The organism is Enterobacter cloacae complex sp. 382A5 (genome assembly GCF_050031095.1).
GTDB lineage: Bacteria > Pseudomonadota > Gammaproteobacteria > Enterobacterales > Enterobacteriaceae > Enterobacter > Enterobacter cloacae.
On sequence record NZ_JBLGVK010000001.1, the window covers coordinates 3260777 to 3278358 of the forward strand.

The following is a 17582-nucleotide window of genomic DNA, read 5'->3' on the forward strand; positions in this document are numbered from 1 at the left end:
CCATGAAGACGGCGATAAATCAGCAATGACGCATACCGCTTGAGGTTAAAAAATGCGTTTAGTCGGGTACACTATCGGAAATACGAGATGAGAACGACGAATGAAAAAGAAAACATCGCTCAGCGAGGAGGATCAGGCGCTCTTCCGTCAGCTCATGACCGGGACGCGTCAAATCAAGCAGGACACCATTGTCCACCGGCCGATGCGCAAAAAAGTCAGCGAAGTGCCGGTCAAAAGGCTATTGCAGGAGCAGGCGGATAATAGCCACTATTTTTCCGATGAGTTTCAGCCGCTGCTTAACACGCAGGGTGCGGTCAAGTACGTTCGCGAAGATGTCAGCCACTTTGAGCTGAAAAAATTACGCCGGGGAGATTATTCACCCGAGCTGTTTCTCGATTTGCATGGTTTGACGCAGATGCAGGCGAAACAGGAGCTGGGGGCGTTGATTGCCGCCTGTCGCCGCGAACATGTGTTTTGTGCCTGCGTGATGCACGGCCACGGTAAACATGTTCTTAAGCAACAAACGCCGCTGTGGCTGGCTCAGCATCCACACGTGATGGCGTTTCATCAGGCGCCCAAAGAGTACGGCGGAGATGCCGCCTTGCTGGTGTTGATTGAAGTTGAAGAGTGGCAACCGCCAGAACTGCCCTGAGAACATGGCGGGAGGCATAGTGGCTCCCGCCTTATCGCACGTCACCTCAGATTGCTTTCGCCATCCGGAGATTGCATGGACTCATTTGCCAGTTGAAGACCCCTTTGCCGGTTTCGTCGAGGGTGACGTTGGCAATGGCGGAGGTTGTAAACATCGGTGGCGTCTCGCCCGGGCACAGTTCAGATACCAGATAGCCAACCAGTGGCAGGTGGGAAATGACCAGTGCAGAAGCGACACCTTCATTGCACAGCGCCTGCAGGTAGGCACTGACAAGGCCGACATCACCACACGGCGTGAGTTCAGGGAGAACATCCACGCTGGTCGGCAGGTTCATACACTCCCCTACCACATCCAGCGTCTGTTCAGCACGCAGGAACGGACTCACCAGAACGCGTTCAATGTCCACTTTTTGACCTTTAAGCCAGTTCGCCATCTGACGAGATTCGTCGCAGCCGCAGACGGTTAAAGGACGTACTGAGTCACTGGCGGCATCGAGTGCCGCGTCGCCGTGACGCATGATAAAAACTTGCATATTGCACCGCTTTTGTTAACCAGAATCACCGGCGTTAACTACCCGCGATTAATGCTTGAGGTAGAAAACCCGATGGCCGGGCATTGTGCCTGATCCATTCGGTGAATGAAACGCTGTTTTTTACCTCAATGGCGTAAGTATAGTCAATCTCTGTTTACAAAATCGCCAAATCAGATTCATTCACCGCCGGATTTACCCTTCTTTGACCTCAACTTACGAGGACAGTTTCCCTTGCTGGCCAAAATGTCTGGCCCCGTTCCGCCATCTGCAATAATTCGTCACAGGGTGTAAACCGGGGACCATACTGCGTGGCAAGACGTTGCAGAATCGCAACCACTTCACCCGCTCCGAGGGTGTCCATGTAACGGAACGGGCCGCCAAGGAACGGCGGGAAACCAATACCAAATACGGCGCCAATATCGCCATCGCGTGCGCTTTTAATCACCTGCTCGCCAAAACAGCGTGCGGCTTCGTTAAGCATCATCATCACACAACGTTCAGCACACTGAACGGCAGACAGTTTCGCCTGTCCGGTTGTTGGGATAAGCCCATAGACCGAAGGGTCGACCTGTTTCTTGCTTTTACGCCCTTTTGCACCGTAAAGATAGAAACCGCGTTCATTTTTTCTGCCTTTGCGATCGTCCTTCAAAATTGCAGAAACAATGTTTGCAGGTGGGCTAAAACGCTCGCCGTATGCGGCCTCCAGCACAGGTATAATTTTAGTGCCGGTGTCTATTCCTACCTCATCCAAAAGTTGGATTGGGCCAACGGGGAAACCAAACTTGACCAGCGCCTCGTCGACGTGTTCGATCTTCTCCCCTTCCACCAGCAGGCGCATCGCTTCGTTGATATACGGCGCCAGAATTCGGTTGACGTAGAAACCCGCTTTATCTGCCACGACGATCGGGGTTTTGCCCTGCTTTTTCGCCAGTTTCACTACCGTAGAGACAGTCTGCGGACTGGTTGACGCGTGTGGAATAACTTCAACCAACGGCATTTTTTCAACCGGACTAAAAAAGTGCAGGCCAATCACCTGCTCAGGACGCGCGGCTTTCGCTGCGATATCACCGATCGGTAATGAAGAGGTATTCGAGGCGAAAATCGTGTGCGGCGCACAATGTTGCTCAACGTCCGCAACCATCTGCTGCTTAAGCGCCAGATCTTCAAATACCGCTTCAATGACCAGATCGCGATGGGCAAAACCACGGTAGTCCGTAGTGCCGCTGATCATGGCCACGGTTTTATCCCGCTCGCTTGCCTTGATATGGCGGCGTTTAACCTTCCGATCAAGGTTCTGCCAGCTGTACTGCAGTGCGTGGTTGATCCCTTTCGGGTTGATGTCTTTGATACGTACGGGCAATTTGGCTTTGCTGGCTGTGACAAACGCAATGCCGCCGCCCATCAGTCCGCCCCCGAGGACGCCAACGGCGTTGAGCGGCGCAGGTTCAGCGTCACTACCCGGATCTTTTTTAACGTCAGTGCTGGCAAAGAAGATGCTGCGCAACGCCTGCGATTGCGGCGTCATCGCCAGTTCACCAAAGGCTTTTGCCTCCGCGGCATAACCGCTGCTGCTGCCCTGCGACAACCCGGTTTCAATCACCTCAAGAATGCGCTTCGCCGCCGGATAGTTGCCTTTGGTCTTTTGTTCGGTTTTCTTGCCCACCATGCTAAACAGCAGCGCCCGCCCCAGCGGCCCGGCCAGGACGCGCTCACGCACCGGCAGAGCACGTCTTGCCTGACGTCCCTTCAGCGCCAGCTCTACGGCGGCTTCCAGCAAAATAGAATGCGGAACGACGTCATCAACCAGCCCCGCTTTCAGCGCCTGACGGGCGCGCAGCTGTTTGCCGGTTAAGATCATCTCCAGCGCTGTACTAACGCCAACCAGCCGCGGCAGACGCTGCGTTCCACCGGAGCCGGGAAGCAGCCCTAGCTGTACTTCCGGCAACCCAAGAACGGTTTTCGCGTCGTCAGTACAAATACGACTGTGACAGGCCAGCGCCAGCTCCAGCCCACCGCCCAGGCATGCACCGTGGATCGCGGCGATCGCCGGGATCGGCAGCGAATGGATCTCCGCCATCACCTGCTGCCCCTGGCGCGCCAGCTCTTCCGCCTCCTGCGCGCTTTGCGCCCGGGCGATCATGTTGATATCGGCCCCGGCAATAAAGTTGTCTGGCTTTGCCGAGATAAACACCAGGCCGCGAATCGCTTTGTTCTCGCGGATCTGCTTTAACATCTCGCGCACCTGAACGCCAAATTCCGCCTTCAGGGTATTCATCTTTTCGTCGGGGACATCAATGGTAATCACAGCCACGTTATCGAGGCGAACCGTCAGATTAAATGCAGATGCCATTGCCATTATTCAGCCTCCAGAACCATTGCTGCCCCAAGACCGCCCGCCGCGCAGGCGGTGACGAGGCCAAAACCGCCGCCACGGCGACGTAACTCATGTAATGTTTGGGTGATCATCCTCGCCCCCGTCGCCGCAAACGGATGACCGTAGGCGATAGAGCCGCCCAGTACGTTAAATTTGCTTTGATCCACTTCTCCGGTGGCATGGGCGCGGCCAAGCACATCGCGAGCAAAACGTTCGCTGGCCAGTAGCTGGACGTTGGCCAGGGTTTGTGCGGCAAAGGCCTCATGCATATCAATCAGCGTTAAATCAGCGAGGGTCAACCCTGCGCGATCCAGTGCCAGCGGCGTGGACCAGGCCGGGCCTAACAGCATGTCCTGCCAGACGTCGATCGCCGTGAACGCGTAGCTGCGCAGATAACCGAGCGGGGTAAGACCCAGCTCTTTGGCTCGCGATTCGGTCATCAGGATCACCGCGGCAGCACCATCCGTCAGCGGAGTACTGTTGGCGGCCGTAACGGTGCCGTGTTTGCGGTCGAATGCCGGACGCAGTCTGGCGTAGTCCGCCAGCGTCGAGGTGCCACGAATGTTGTTATCTTCCACCAGCGGTTCGCGGTAAGGCGGGATATACGCGGTCATCACCTCGTCGTTCAGCTTGCCTTCCGACCAGGCTTTCGCCGCCAGCTGATGGGAACGGTGAGCCAGCGCATCCTGCTGCTCCCGGGTAATGCCGTAGGTTTTGGCCATCTGCTCGGCGGTGTCGCCCATGCGCAGGCCGGTGGAGTATTCAGCCACCGCAGGTGGAACCGGCATCAGGTCACGAAGGCGTAAACGCGAGAAGAGCTTGAGTTTTTGCCCGGTGGTGCGCGCTTTATTTGCATCCACCAGAAAGCGGGCCAGCTTTTTACTGACCCCTATCGGCAGCACGGAGGATGAGTCTGCCCCGCCGGCGATCCCGGCGCGGATGGTGCCCGCCATCAGGCTTTCGGCCACGTTTGCCACCGCCTGAAAGCTGGTTGCACACGCACGGCTGACGCTGTAAGCATCCGTATGCACGTTCATTCCGGTGCCGAGGACAATTTCTCGTGCAATGTTGGGAGCTTCTGGCATCTGAACAACCTGGCCAAAAACCAGCTGCTCAATGGCGTCAGGCGGTATTTCGCTGCGAGCCAGCATCTCCCCCACCACCATTTTCCCCAGATCGACGGCCGGTATGCCGTGAAACGCTGTCGCCTGACGCGCAAACGGCGTACGCAATCCACTGACAATGGCAATGCGGTCACCTTGTCGGGTGATAAGCGGTAATGCCTGACTCATAACATTCCCCTGTAAAAATTTTTGCAAACATAAAGTGGTCTGACCTGATAAATAGTCTTAACCATTTTTTTACATTCAGCCAATTGGGGAAACGAAAAAATGCGAACTAAAACACAGAGAAGAAAAAAGAAAATGCCCCGAGGTAAAAACAAAACGGTAACCCAGAGGTTACCGTTTTGAGTGTTTGCACCCTCACCCGTAGGAGAGGGCATCAGGCCGCGGAGATTAACGCAGACCGAGTTGGAAAATCAGCGTTTCAGCTTCGCAGGCGAAGATAAAGTCGATATCCAGCTTCACGCCGCCGTCCACTTCCGTGAAGGTGGACTTGATTTCACACGGATCGGATTCTACGTCGCGCGCGCGCTTGCTCAGCGCCGCCAGGGTTTCTTCCGCTTCGGCACGATTGGTGAACACGCGGCTGTAAGAGGCGGTGCAATCGGAGTTGTCCATGATGGTACCAACATCCATACAGCAGCAAACCGGGGTTTCATCAGCACTGCATTTACTCATATCTCAATTTCCTCTGTATTCGCGCAGGACGCGAGACAAACACGATGCTGATATTTTACGCCCCGATGCAGACGCTCTCCAGCCGTTAATGGCGCAAAACGGGATAAGTGACCAATATCACACTAAAAAATGATCTAAAACAAAATTCGCCCTTTTGGGTGAGTCGGGATGGTCACATTTTTGCCAACCAGATCTCGTTTCAAGAAACATGTTTGAAAATATTAATAAACAAACTTGCAACATTCTAGCTGGTCAGACCTATACTCTGGCCACTGGTCTGATTTGTATGTCATACCTCAGACCCTACACTTCGCGCTCCTGTTACGGTATGTAACAATTATTGAATAAAAATAACTCAATGAGGTTATGGTCATGAGCCAGAAAACCCTGTTCAACAAGACTGCGCTGGCAGTCGCAGTGGCAATCGTCTCTACGTCCGCCTGGTCAGCGGGCTTCCAGTTAAACGAATTTTCTTCCTCTGGCCTTGGCCGTGCGTATTCCGGGGAAGGTGCAATTGCTGATGATGCAGGTAACGCCAGTCGTAACCCTGCGCTGATCATGATGTTTGATCGCCCAACCTTCTCAGCGGGCGCCATCTTTGTTGATCCGGGTGTGGATATTACGGGCCGTTCCCCGAGCGGAGCCAGCCTGAATTCCGATAACATCGCGCCAACGGCATGGGTGCCAAACCTGCACTTCGTCGCGCCAATCAACGACCAGTTTGGCTGGGGTGCATCCGTAACCTCTAACTATGGTTTAGCGACCGAGTTTAATAACGACTACGCAGCAGGAGCCTATGGCGGTAAGACCGACCTTGAGACTCTGAACCTGAACCTGAGCGGTGCTTACCGTCTGAACAGTAACTGGAGCTTCGGCGTTGGCTTTGATGCCGTTTACGCTAAAGCGAAAATCGAACGTTACGCGGGCGATCTCGGCAAAATCGTTGCGGGCTCCGGCGCACTGCCGCCGCCTCTGGCACAACAGGTTGCAGGGATCCCGGCAGACACCCAGATCGCCTATCTGAAGGGTGACGAGTGGGGCTTTGGCTGGAACGCCGGTATCCTTTATGAACTCGATAAAAACAACCGTTACGGTTTCACCTACCGTTCCGAAGTGAAAATCGACTTTGACGGCGACTACAAGAGCAGCCTGCCTTCTGCTTATAACCAGATCCTCGGCACCTTCGGCCTGCCAATGGGCACCGATGGCCGTACCACTGGCGGTTCTCTGAGTCTGCACTTACCGGAAATGTGGGAATTGTCCGGTTATAACCGCGTGGCACCACAGTGGGCGATTCACTATAGCCTGACCTACACCAGCTGGAGCCAGTTCCAGGAGCTGAAAGCGACTAACAGCAAAGGCGACACGCTGTTCTATAAAGATGAAAGCTTCCGTGATGCCTACCGCATCGCACTGGGTACCACCTACTATATGGATGACAACTGGACGTTCCGTACCGGTATTGCCTTCGATGATAGCCCGGTTCCGGCTGACAAACGTTCTATCTCCATTCCGGATCAGGACCGCTTCTGGCTGAGCGCCGGTGCGACCTATGCATTCAACAAAGATGCCTCTGTCGATGCGGGTGTTTCGTATATGCACGGTCAAAAGGTCAGCTTCAAGGAAGGTCCGTATGAGTTCTCTTCCGAAGGTAAAGCCTGGCTGTATGGCCTGAACTTCAACTACGCGTTCTAATTCGCGCAGGGATCAAAAAAGGTGAGCATCGCTCACCTTTTTTATTTATTCCGAATCGATATCTTTTAATTCGTTCTCGATTGCCTTCGCGTTTGGATTCTCTTCCGGCTTCAGCTTGCCACCATTGGCAATAAAGTCATGATTCTGGAAGTAAGCTTCACGCACCATGATATATGGATCGGAAGACTGACGCAGCAGACCGTCGGAATCGAGCAGTTGCGCACGTGTTTCAATCCCTTCTACCGTCCATTTACCAATCGACAGCGGCCAGGTCAGCCACGAAAGAACCGGATACAGCGTATCCACCATATCACCGCCATCATCACGCACGGTGAAGCTGCCATAGAACGGCAGATGAACGTACGGGCCGTAACCGACGCCATAATGACCCAGCGTACTCCCGAAGCGGTGCGGCTGTTCACGCTGCAGTTTCGGGTTCGCCATGCCGGCGACATCGATAAAGCCCCCCATCCCCAGCAGGGAGTTCAGGAAGAAGCGAGTAAAGTGCACCATCCCCTGATACGGATCGCCTTGCAGGAAGTAGTTGACCATCACCGCTGGCTCTTCAAGGTTACTGGTGAAATTGCTCAACCCGTTACGCGCAGGCTGGGGAACATAATCACGCCATGCAACCGCCACCGGGCGAACCACATACGGATCCAGCACGTTATAGTTGAAGCTATACATTGAGCGGTTAAATCCTTCGAGAGGATCGGAGCGTCCCGTTTGCTCCCCGGAGCTGGCGCAGCCCACAAGCATCGTCGCGCCCAGCGCAAGCGCCGACAGCCGAAGTTTCATAAAATTCTCCCTGTTCAGTATGGCTATCGTTGATTGCCATCCGTAACGGAGCATTTGATGCTCCGTCTGTAAACGTGCAAGTGATTGTATCAGCACGTTTACCGATGTCTATGAGCACAATTACGGGTAGTAACCACCGTCACTCTGATCTCAGCATAGCCTGTCTTTTAGAATTCGTTTCGCTGGCAATTTTATAATGGCTTTGAATGAGATGTCTCACCTTTGTTGCCATTACCCTCACTTTAAGAGCATCCCCACGGGCATTTTGTTAAAAGCCGCTACGCTTAAAAGAAAGAACACCCAACTGGAGCGGTTATGAAAAACGTGGGCGAAGAGAAAATTGGCGAGAGCAATGAAGAACTTGAAATTGAGAGCGAGGAAAAAGAGCGCGGTGAAAAGATAGAGATTGATGAAGATCGCCTTCCCTCCCGTGCTATGGCGATCCATGAACATATCCGTCAGGATGGGGAAAAGGAGATGGAGCGCGATGCCATGGCCCTGCTGTGGTCCGCTATCGCGGCAGGCCTCTCGATGGGGGCATCGCTACTTGCGAAGGGCATTTTCCATGTGCAGCTTGAAGGTGTACCCGGTGGCTTTTTGCTGGAGAATCTGGGCTACACCTTCGGCTTTATCATCGTCATTATGGCCCGCCAGCAGCTTTTTACTGAAAACACCGTTACCGCCGTTCTGCCTGTCATGCAAAACCCGACTCTGGGTAACTTTGGCTTACTGATGCGTCTGTGGAGCGTGGTCCTGCTGGGCAACCTTATCGGCACGGGTATCGCCGCCTGGGCGTTTGAATATATGCCGATATTTGATGAACCCACCCGGGATGCGTTTGTGAAAATCGGTATGGATGTGATGAAAAACACGCCCGTGGAGATGTTCTCTAACGCCATTATCTCTGGCTGGATTATCGCGACAATGGTCTGGATGTTCCCTTCCGCAGGCAGCGCCAAAATTGTGGTAATCATATTAATGACGTGGCTGATTGCGCTGGCCGACACCACCCATATCGTGGTGGGTACTGTAGAAATCCTCTATCTGGTGTTTAACGGCACGCTTCACTGGACCGATTTCTTCTGGCCATTTGCACTGCCCACGCTTGCGGGCAACATCTGCGGCGGAACCTTTATTTTTGCGCTGTTGAGTCATGCCCAGATCCGTAACGACATGTCTAATAAGCGTAAAGCCGAGCTGAAAGCGCAGGAAAATGATGAAAAATCGGCAAATAAATCGGCCTGAATGGTGACTCTTTGAGCAGTCGGGCGGCAATGCGCTTAACGCAAAGTGTAAATAACGGTATACTCGTGCCGCCTCGTCCCCTTAGTTAAATGGATATAACGAGCCCCTCCTAAGGGCTAGTTGCAGGTTCGATTCCTGCAGGGGACACTTTGATAGTAAACATCACTGCGCTTTCCATAACTCCACGCAGTTTCGCCCCCGTCGTTTTGCCCCATACAACGCCTCATCCGCAGCCTGAATCAGACGTTCGTAGTCAGGATGACCATTAAACATGGCCGCCCCAATCGAAAGCGACAACGGTATCGGCTCGCCTGTCGGGGAATGAATCTTAATTTTTTCCACGCGTCGGCGGATCCGCTCGGCAATGCGCAGGGTATCGGCTTCGGTGATTTCCGTTAGCACAATCAAAAACTCATCTCCGCCGTAGCGGAAGACATAGTCACAGGTGCGAACGTTGTCATAAAACGCCCCGGCAACCTTTCTTAATATTTCATCTCCCGTGTTGTGCCCCCAGGTATCGTTGATTTGCTTGAACTTATCGACATCAATAAGCAACACCGACAGCGGCGTACCAGAACGACTTGCCTGGGTAATTTCACGTTTAAAAATGGTTGGCAGGAAGCGACGGTTGAGCAGACGCGTGAGCACATCCACGCCCACCTCGTGCCGGGCTACCTCATCAAACAGCTCATGCAGCAGGGTCACGATTTGCGAGAAGGTCGTTCGCGTCAGCCGCAAAAATTGCACCTGCCGCAGCCTGTCGTGAAGGGCATCGTCTGTCTGACGAACGTCATGAAAAGCCGCGTCGAACTCCTGGATAAGACGAGAGATATGCCCTGCTTCGGCAATACCACTGAAGTAGTGACGTCCCTTATGACTGAACCACAGCCCAAAGTCGGACTGCCCGAGCGGCCGGCTATTGTCGATGCTGGAGTCCAGCATCACTTTTTAGAGCAGCGACAGTTCCCACGTCAGCAATGCGGCGGTCTGCCGCTCCTTCTCAACTTCCGCATTTTCCATCAGCGAGAAGATTCGATAGTTCTCGTCCTCTTTTGCCGCATTGTTCTCGCTGAAGACATAGGCGCGCGACATCACCTCCATTGCCAGATCAATGCTGTTAATGGCGTAGTGATAGATGCTTAACTTGGTCTCAGAAGGGTGTGGTGTGGCATTAATAAGGGGTAACAACAGCTTTTTCAGGATCCGGAAACCCATCTCAACCAGGTCGACCGATATACCTATTCGGGCGTGAACATCGGCGGCGCGCTGCTGAGCCCGCATCTGTTCATCAACCTGTTCAACCCGGCAGGAGAGAACATCAACAAGCCAACGGCGCAGCGCTTCCTGCAGCTGCCTTTCAACCTGCTCAGTGGTCAGAAACTCCGCTGCATGAGGGTCGACCAGGACCACACGATAAAACTCCGTAATCAGACCAGAAGCATGATCGCTGGCCAGTTGCGCAGTAAGTTGATGAACGAGGGGATCCGTTTCATTGATTAACTGAATCCACTCATCCCTTACGGTTTGTAAATAGGTTTCCATTTACACCCTCCAGGGGAGATCGTTAGCTTGTCCGACGGGAATTGAGCGCACAGATTCACCGTCTGGCATGCGTGATAATCAACAACAGCAACAAAATCAACACCCTTTCCAGGTGCCGCTTTTTTAATCAAAAACGAGTAATAGCACATATCGTATAACGGTGCTACATTACGCCGCCCACCCAACGTCAGCAGTGGTCAGGCAACGCCGTAAAGATCGGTAAAGCCTGCAACCATGACCTTGTCCAACGGTCTAATTGGCACGTGGTATCGCTTTATGCGTTACTTTCAAAGGCTTTACATAGGTTCACTATTTTGTCTCAATCCCACTTCAAACGTGCGTTTTTACACCCGCGTTACTGGTTTACATGGTTTGGTCTTGGCATACTCTGGCTTCTGGTTCAACTTCCTTATCCTGTGATCCGCATACTGGGCTCCAGGCTCGGCAGCGCGTCCCGCCACTTCCTCAAACGTCGTGAATCTATTGCCCGTAAAAATCTCGAACTGTGCTTTCCCCAGTATAATGCGCAGCAGCGCGAAACACTGATTGCCGAGAACTTTAAATCTATCGGCATGGCGTTGCTTGAAACCGGCATGGCCTGGTTCTGGCCTGATGAGCGCGTCCGCAAATGGTTTGACGTGGAAGGTCTCGAAAACCTGAAACGCGCGCAAATGCAAAACCGTGGCGTGATGGTAGTTGGTGTCCACTTTATGTCGCTGGAGCTGGGCGGCCGAGTAATGGGGCTTTGTCAGCCGATGATGGCCACCTACCGCCCGCACAACAGTCCGCTGATGGAGTGGGTACAAACCCGTGGTCGCATGCGTTCCAATAAGGCGATGATCAGCCGTAACAATCTGCGCGGTATGGTCGGCGCCCTGAAGAAAGGCGAAGCCGTCTGGTTTGCACCCGATCAGGACTACGGACGTAAAGGCAGCAGTTTTGCGCCCTTCTTTGCGGTTAAAAATGTCGCCACCACCAACGGTACGTTCGTGATTTCGCGTCTGTCAGGCGCCGCAATGCTGACCGTAACAATGGTGAGAAAGGTTGATAAATCTGGCTATCGTCTGCACATCTCACCGGAGATGGCAAACTATCCGGAAAATGAATGCGAAGCTGCAGCGTTCATCAATAAAGTTATCGAGACCGAAATTATGCGCGCGCCGGAGCAGTATCTGTGGATGCATCGCCGTTTCAAAACGCGGCCGCATGGCGAAGCGTCTCTCTATATTTAATATGGAGAAAGGTTAGTTTCGCTAAGAAACTAACCTTTTCAATCACCTGTAATCACCCTGAGTAATTGTCTTTTCTTGCCGTCGCTCAACGTGGATTTATTGCGCTCTGAAATCAAACTGTCGCCGTTCCACGACACCCGTAAGTTACGGAAAGTATTTAAAAAAATGCCTCTTGTCACCCCTCATTTTTAGGCGTACATTAGCGCCGTCTGGCAACAGGAAAGCACAGAATTCTGAGCTGGAGTTTGCATCGTAACGGGATAATTCTCATTTCCGTCTCAGGCAAATGTCAGTTCTCTATAATCAGGTGGACTCTGTTTTTAAGTGCGTACCAGAAGATACGCGGAGCGATGAAACGTGAAATATTTCTTTATGGGCATTTCGGTGATTGTTTTAGTGTGGGCCGGAACCTTCGCCCTGATGATCTAGCGAAGAACATGCAGTCAAAAAAACAGGAGCCGTTGGCTCCTGTTTTTTTATGTCATTAAGATTCGTGCTGTTCAGCGGCACTCTTTGATGCGAGAAGCCCGTCTGCGCGGAACATACTCTTAATGCCCCTCACCGCCTGGCGAATACGGTCGCTGTTTTCAATCAGCGCGAACCGTACATGGGTATCGCCATACTCACCGAAGCCAATGCCCGGCGAGACGCAGACCTTCGCGTCCTGCAACAGCTTTTTGGCAAACTCCAGTGACCCCATCGCCGCGTAAGGCTCAGGGATTTTTGCCCAGACATACATTGACGCTTTCGGCATTTCCACCATCCAGCCAGCCTCATGCAGCCCTTTCACCAGCACATCGCGACGGCGTTTATACTGGGCGGCAATATCATGAACACACTGCTGATCGCCTTCCAGCGCGGCGATAGCGGCCACCTGCAGTGGGGTAAAAGTGCCGTAATCGTGGTAACTCTTAATACGCGCCAGTGCACTCACCAGCGTTTTGTTACCCACCATAAAGCCAATACGCCACCCCGCCATGTTGTAGCTTTTCGACAGGGTAAAGAACTCCACCGCCACATCACGTGCGCCCGGAACCTGCATAATGGAAGGCGCTTTCCAGCCGTCGTACACAATATCGGCGTAGGCTAAGTCGTGTACCACCAGCACATCGTAACGCTTCGCCAGTGCGACGACTTTCTCAAAGAAGTCGAGTTCTACGCACTGCGCCGTAGGGTTAGACGGGAAGCCGAGGATCATCATCTTCGGTTTCGGATAGCTTTCACGAATCGCACGTTCCAGCTCGTTAAAGAAATCGACCCCTTCCACCAGCGGCACAGAGCGAACCTGCGCGCCGGCAATCACCGCGCCGTAAATATGGATGGGGTAGCTTGGATTAGGCACCAGCACCGTATCACCATGATCCAGCGTAGCCAGCATCAGGTGCGCCAGCCCCTCTTTCGAGCCAATGGTGACAATGGCTTCACTTTCCGGATCGATATCAACCTGATAGCGATCCTGGTACCAGCGAGAGATCGCACGACGTAATCGAGGAATGCCGCGAGAAGTGGAGTAACCGTGCGTATCCGGGCGCTGGGCGACCGTGCAGAGCTTCTCAACAATATGCGCAGGCGTTGGGCCGTCAGGGTTACCCATGCTGAAATCGATAATATCTTCGCCGCGACGACGCGCAGCCATCTTCAGTTCAGCAGTGATATTGAAAACATAAGGGGGGAGACGATCGATACGCGTAAAACGGCGTTCAGGACTGAATTCAGCCATAGATTCCTCAGATTAACGTTAGCGCCCGGACCGTCCGAGCGACGCTGCCACCGATGTGGCGTGTTTAGAAAATAACCTGAAAAAAAACATGCTGTCGAGGGGTTAAGCAAAAAAAAGATGTCGCGTTAAAAACGGGAACCTTCAGATACCGAAAGCGGAAGCGTTCCTGCTTATTGTGCAATTTTAATACCCAGTCTTTAACATGATGATATCAAAACTGTTACCTTGTCGTTCTCCAGGAGTAAAAAAAACTGGCATCTTCAGGAAGCCACCCTCAATCCCCTTTGAAGATTATGGTTTTTCCTCATTTGATAAACACGACGGATAGCTGGTCAACAGGCGTCAGGTTTTTTATCATTGGGCTTTCCTCTTTTCGCTGGTCGACTCGTGCACGAAATATTCGATATGCTGCTGGCGGTTTTTGACCGTGCGGCATTAATGCTGATTTGCCTGTTTTTCCTCATTCGTATTCGCCTGTTCCGCGAGCTTTTGCACAAGTCCGCCCACTCGGCAAAAGAGCTGCTGGCCGTTACCGCCATCTTTTCACTGTTCGCCCTGTTCAGCACCTGGTCCGGGGTGCCGGTAGAAGGGTCGCTGGTCAACGTGCGTGTTATCGCCGTGATGTCCGGTGGGATCTTGTTTGGCCCCTGGGTGGGCATTATTACGGGTCTCATTGCCGGGACACATCGTTACCTGATAGATATCGGCGGCGTGACGGCGGTGCCGTGTTTTATCACCAGCATCATCGCCGGCGTCCTTTCCGGCTGGATTAACCGCAAAATACCGAAAAAGCAGCACTGGCGCGCCGGGATCATCGCGGGCATGCTGTGCGAAACGCTGACCATGGTTCTGGTGGTCGTCTGGGCTCCCACTATTGCGCTGGGGCTGGATATTGTCTCTAAAATCGGTATTCCGATGATCCTCGGCAGCGTCTGTATCGGTTTTATCGTGCTGCTGGTGCAAAGCGTTGAAGGGGAAAAAGAGGCCAGCGCCGCACGTCAGGCCAAGCTGGCGCTGGATATCGCCAACAAAACGCTGCCGCTCTTCCGCCATGTTAACGCCGAATCCTTACGTCAGGTCTGCGATATCATCCGTCGCGATATTCATGCCGATGCCGTGGCCATTACCAATATCGACCACGTCCTGGCCTATGTTGGCGTGGGTGAGCATAACTATCAGGACAGCGATGACACCATCAGCCCCACCACCAGGCAGGCGATCAATTACGGTAAAATCATCATTAAAAACAATGATGAAGCCCACAGAACCCCAGAAATTCACTCCATGCTGGTGATCCCGCTGTGGGAGAAAGGCGTGGTGACGGGAACCCTGAAAATTTACTACTGCCACGCGCACCAGATCACCTCCTCCCTGCAGGAGATGGCCATCGGGCTGTCGCAGATTATCTCTACCCAGCTGGAGGTCTCCCGCGCGGAACAGCTGCGCGAGATGGCAAATAAGGCAGAGCTGCGCGCGCTGCAGAGTAAAATTAATCCTCATTTTCTGTTTAACGCGCTGAATGCGATCTCCTCGTCCATTCGACTTAATCCGGATACCGCACGTCAGCTGATTTTCAATCTGTCACGCTATCTGCGCTACAACATTGAGCTAAAAGATGACGAGCAGATCGACATTAAAAAAGAGCTTTATCAGATCAAGGATTACATTGCGATTGAGCAGGCGCGCTTTGGTGACAAACTCACGGTCATTTACGATATTGATGAAGAGGTCAATTGTGTGATCCCAAGCCTGCTGATCCAGCCACTGGTTGAGAACGCTATCGTCCATGGGATTCAGCCGTGTAAAGGGAAAGGGGTGGTGACCATCAGCGTGACCGAAAGCGGCAACCGCGTGCGGATTGCCGTGCGTGATACCGGCCACGGAATTGATCCTAAAGTCATTGAGCGCGTTGAGGCCAACGAGATACCGGGGAATAAGATTGGGCTGCTGAATGTCCACCACCGGGTCAAACTGCTGTACGGCGACGGGCTGCATATTCAGCGCCTTGAACCGGGCACCGAGATCGCCTTTTATATTCCGAATGAACGCTCTCCCGTTCATGCGTCTACATCCCTGTTGCCTTAGGCCGGAGTAACCCGTGAAAGTGATCATTGTAGAAGATGAGTTTCTGGCTCAACAGGAGCTGAGCTGGCTCATCAAAACGCACAGTCAGATGGAGATCGTGGGCACGTTTGACGATGGTCTGGACGTGCTGAAGTTTTTGCAGCATAACCGCGTTGATGCCATTTTTCTTGATATCAACATTCCGTCGCTGGATGGCGTATTACTGGCGCAAAACATCAATCAGTTTGCCCATAAGCCGTTTATTGTCTTCGTCACCGCCTGGAAGGAGCACGCGGTTGAAGCCTTCGAGCTGGAGGCGTTTGACTATATCCTTAAGCCTTACCAGGAGTCGCGCATCGTCACTATGCTGCAAAAGCTGGAGGCCGCGTGGCAACAGCAGAACGCCCCTGTCACCGCAAGCCCCGCAGTACGTGAGAATGACACGATTAACCTGGTGAAGGATGAACGTATCATCGTGACGCCGGTTAACGATATCTACTATGCCGAAGCCCATGAAAAGATGACGTTTGTCTATACGCGGCGGGAATCGTACGTGATGGCGATGAACATTACCGAGTTTTGCAGCAAGCTGCCGACAGCGCATTTCTTCCGCTGTCACCGCTCGTTTTGTGTGAATTTAAACAAGATCCGCGAGATCGAGCCGTGGTTTAACAATACCTACATTTTGCGCCTGAAGGATCTTGATTTTCAGGTGCCAGTGAGCCGCAGCAAGGTCAAAGAGTTCCGCCAGTTAATGCACCTGTAAATCCCCTCTCCCGCAAGAGAGGGGCTGGGTTTTAGAGGATCTGGCCGAGCACCTGACGCAGGTGGGCGCCCGAGCCAAGTAAACCCGGGTTGTCGTGCACAATCAGGTAAACAGGAATGTCCTGCACGTAGCTTTTAAAACGTCCTTTGTCTTCGAACCCGCCGCGGAAGCCTGACGCTTTGAAGAACTCCAGGAAGCGCGGCACAATGCCACCGGCAATGTAAACGCCACCGAAGGTGCCGAGCGTAAGCGCCAGGTTGCCACCAAAACGCCCCATGATCACGCAGAACAGCGACAGTGCGCGACGGCAGTCGATGCAGCTGTCTGCCAGTGCGCGCTCGGTCACGTCTTTCGGCTGCAGATTTTCCGGCAGACGGCCGTCAGACTTCACAATGGCACGATACAGGTTTACCAGCCCCGGGCCGGAAAGCACGCGCTCAGCCGACACGTGGCCGATCTCAGCGCGTAGCTCTTCCAGAATAATGCCCTCTTCTTCGCTGTTCGGTGCAAAGTCCACGTGGCCACCTTCACCCGGCAGACTCACCCAGCGCTTATCAACATGAACCAGATGCGAAACGCCCAGCCCTGTACCGGCACCGTATACGGCAATCGGCTTGCCTTCTACCGGGGCAGTACCGCCAAACTGAGTCAGGTGCTCTGGCTTCAGCATCGGGATGGCCATCGACACCGCAGTAAAGTCGTTGATGATTTCCAGATGTGCAAAGCCGAGGTTCTTTTTCATCTCGGCGATGGAAAATGCCCAGGTATGGTTGGTCATCGCGACCCAGTCGCCGGTAATCGGGCAGGCAATCGCGATACAGCCATCTTCAACGCTGACCTTGTGCTCTTCCAGATAGACGCGTACAACGGCCTCAAGGCTGGGGTAATCCAGCCCTGAATAGGTTTTCGCCTGGGAAATTTCACCGCTACTTACATCGCATAATGCCAGGCGCGCGTTAGTGCCGCCCACATCTCCTACCAAAGCATACTTTGTCATTCTTCTACTGCTCCGCTAAAGTCAGAATAAATCTTTGGAACACTGTAAATTCAAGGCGTGATAACAACAACGACCGGAAGGTGAATGCCCCGGGATTATCGATCTTCGTCACAGAATAACTTTACCGTTTCAGCACCTTTTGCACTATTGCCACAATGCTGAT

At 53.2% G+C, this 17582-nt stretch carries 14 protein-coding genes, 1 tRNA gene and 1 pseudogene; 8 read left to right on the forward strand and 8 right to left on the reverse strand.

Annotated elements, in window-relative coordinates; all coding sequences use genetic code 11:
* The first annotated feature begins 100 nt into the window (after window positions 1-100).
* Complete coding sequence (gene smrB / locus ACQG2G_RS15345; RefSeq protein ID WP_013098153.1) at window positions 101-652, forward strand: endonuclease SmrB; 552 nt, start codon at window positions 101-103, stop codon at window positions 650-652.
* A 46-nt stretch (window positions 653-698) separates the two neighbouring features.
* On the opposite strand, the gene sixA is transcribed toward smrB, so the two are convergent.
* The 4 genes from sixA to ACQG2G_RS15365 all read right to left on the reverse strand — a co-directional run bounded on the left by sixA (window position 699) and on the right by ACQG2G_RS15365 (window position 5360).
* On the reverse strand, window positions 699-1184 hold the full coding sequence (sixA, locus tag ACQG2G_RS15350) for a phosphohistidine phosphatase SixA (RefSeq protein ID WP_014832802.1): 486 nt from the start codon (window positions 1182-1184) through the stop codon (window positions 699-701).
* A 208-nt stretch (window positions 1185-1392) separates the two neighbouring features.
* A complete protein-coding gene (gene fadJ, locus ACQG2G_RS15355; RefSeq protein ID WP_061772516.1) occupies window positions 1393-3540 on the reverse strand; it encodes a fatty acid oxidation complex subunit alpha FadJ in 2148 nt (715 codons plus the stop codon).
* Complete coding sequence (gene fadI / locus ACQG2G_RS15360; RefSeq protein WP_061772517.1) at window positions 3540-4850, reverse strand: acetyl-CoA C-acyltransferase FadI; 1311 nt, start codon at window positions 4848-4850, stop codon at window positions 3540-3542. The genes fadJ and fadI overlap by 1 nt, the downstream gene beginning before the upstream one ends.
* Before the next feature lie 225 nt (window positions 4851-5075).
* Window positions 5076-5360, reverse strand: a complete 285-nt coding sequence (locus ACQG2G_RS15365; protein ID WP_023619789.1) for a YfcZ/YiiS family protein — start codon at window positions 5358-5360, stop codon at window positions 5076-5078.
* 372 nt (window positions 5361-5732) lie between these two features.
* On the opposite strand from ACQG2G_RS15365, the gene fadL reads away from it, so the two are divergent.
* Window positions 5733-7055 carry a long-chain fatty acid transporter FadL gene (gene fadL / locus ACQG2G_RS15370; RefSeq protein WP_014832806.1) on the forward strand — a complete coding sequence of 441 codons (1323 nt, stop codon included), beginning with the start codon at window positions 5733-5735 and terminating at the stop codon, window positions 7053-7055.
* Window positions 7056-7100: 45 nt separating this feature from the next.
* On the opposite strand, the gene mlaA is transcribed toward fadL, so the two are convergent.
* Complete coding sequence (gene mlaA, locus ACQG2G_RS15375) at window positions 7101-7853, reverse strand: phospholipid-binding lipoprotein MlaA (protein WP_013098159.1); 753 nt, start codon at window positions 7851-7853, stop codon at window positions 7101-7103.
* Between the two features lie 315 nt (window positions 7854-8168).
* On the opposite strand from mlaA, the gene ACQG2G_RS15380 reads away from it, so the two are divergent.
* Window positions 8169-9098: a formate/nitrite transporter family protein gene (locus ACQG2G_RS15380; protein ID WP_061772518.1), complete on the forward strand. Its 930-nt coding sequence runs from the start codon at window positions 8169-8171 to the stop codon at window positions 9096-9098.
* A 75-nt stretch (window positions 9099-9173) separates the two neighbouring features.
* A tRNA-Arg gene (locus ACQG2G_RS15385) sits at window positions 9174-9245 on the forward strand.
* Window positions 9246-9260: 15 nt separating this feature from the next.
* Here ACQG2G_RS15385 and ACQG2G_RS15390 read toward each other — a convergent pair.
* Window positions 9261-10640, reverse strand: a pseudogene (locus tag ACQG2G_RS15390) (diguanylate cyclase).
* A 311-nt stretch (window positions 10641-10951) separates the two neighbouring features.
* Here ACQG2G_RS15390 and lpxP point away from each other — a divergent pair.
* Window positions 10952-11872 (forward strand): kdo(2)-lipid IV(A) palmitoleoyltransferase, encoded by a 921-nt coding sequence (gene lpxP / locus ACQG2G_RS15395; RefSeq protein ID WP_248079044.1) that lies wholly within the window; start codon window positions 10952-10954, stop codon window positions 11870-11872.
* A gap of 357 nt (window positions 11873-12229) precedes the next feature.
* On the forward strand, window positions 12230-12301 hold the full coding sequence (ypdK, locus tag ACQG2G_RS15400; RefSeq protein ID WP_099458937.1) for a membrane protein YpdK: 72 nt from the start codon (window positions 12230-12232) through the stop codon (window positions 12299-12301).
* A gap of 55 nt (window positions 12302-12356) precedes the next feature.
* On the opposite strand, the gene alaC is transcribed toward ypdK, so the two are convergent.
* A complete protein-coding gene (gene alaC, locus ACQG2G_RS15405) occupies window positions 12357-13592 on the reverse strand; it encodes an alanine transaminase (RefSeq protein ID WP_236275673.1) in 1236 nt (411 codons plus the stop codon).
* Window positions 13593-13979: 387 nt separating this feature from the next.
* On the opposite strand from alaC, the gene ACQG2G_RS15410 reads away from it, so the two are divergent.
* Together ACQG2G_RS15410 and ACQG2G_RS15415 are read left to right on the forward strand one after the other, a co-directional pair.
* A complete protein-coding gene (locus tag ACQG2G_RS15410) occupies window positions 13980-15677 on the forward strand; it encodes a LytS/YhcK type 5TM receptor domain-containing protein (RefSeq protein ID WP_061772520.1) in 1698 nt (565 codons plus the stop codon).
* 13 nt (window positions 15678-15690) lie between these two features.
* Window positions 15691-16422 (forward strand): LytR/AlgR family response regulator transcription factor, encoded by a 732-nt coding sequence (locus ACQG2G_RS15415; RefSeq protein ID WP_013098180.1) that lies wholly within the window; start codon window positions 15691-15693, stop codon window positions 16420-16422.
* Window positions 16423-16453: 31 nt separating this feature from the next.
* Here the strand turns inward: ACQG2G_RS15415 and glk are convergent, their stop codons facing one another.
* A complete protein-coding gene (gene glk, locus ACQG2G_RS15420) occupies window positions 16454-17419 on the reverse strand; it encodes a glucokinase (protein ID WP_038420298.1) in 966 nt (321 codons plus the stop codon).
* Window positions 17420-17582 lie beyond the last annotated feature (163 nt).